Source organism: Mesorhizobium sp. M4B.F.Ca.ET.089.01.1.1 (genome assembly GCF_004022605.1).
Classification (GTDB): Bacteria; Pseudomonadota; Alphaproteobacteria; order Rhizobiales; family Rhizobiaceae; genus Mesorhizobium; species Mesorhizobium abyssinicae.
The window spans coordinates 1-446 of sequence record NZ_RZOS01001430.1; the positions used below are offsets into that span (position 1 = coordinate 1).

Consider the following 446-nt stretch of genomic DNA (forward strand, 5'->3'; position numbering starts at 1 on the left):
GTCGATGCGCCTGCCGACAGCCGACCGCCAAGGACAAGGGAATATCGCTGATGGTCCGTCGCATCAAACAGCGCCGCTCCAAGCGCACCGAAATCCCGCTAGTTGACGCCGACCTCTTGATGCGAGCTGGGCGCGACTATTTCGAATGCCTGGCGGATTACGGTTTCGACCCAGCGCCGAGACCGGGCATGATCGAGGATGAGACGATGCTCGCAATTTGGGATGACCACTGCGACGAACTCGAGGCCGCATGGCGGGATCCGCGGTCACCGTTCAGAATGTGGCCCGAGCAGGCCGAGCCGTACATTTACGAAGTGCTACGGAGGCACGCATGAGACGGTTGAAGGCGAGACGAAAGCATGCCGTCCGCGCCGACTTCCCGATCTCGCGGGAACTGAAGGCGGCGTTCGACGCCTATCTGGCCAGCGAGCCCCACCAGCCGGCAA

Annotated in this window: 1 protein-coding gene; it reads left to right on the plus strand. The window is 62.6% G+C overall.

The features are described from left to right. Positions 1-335 (plus strand): hypothetical protein (locus EN780_RS37805; RefSeq protein WP_210215146.1); only part of this gene is annotated, 335 nt, incomplete at its 5' end. Positions 336-446 lie beyond the last annotated feature (111 nt).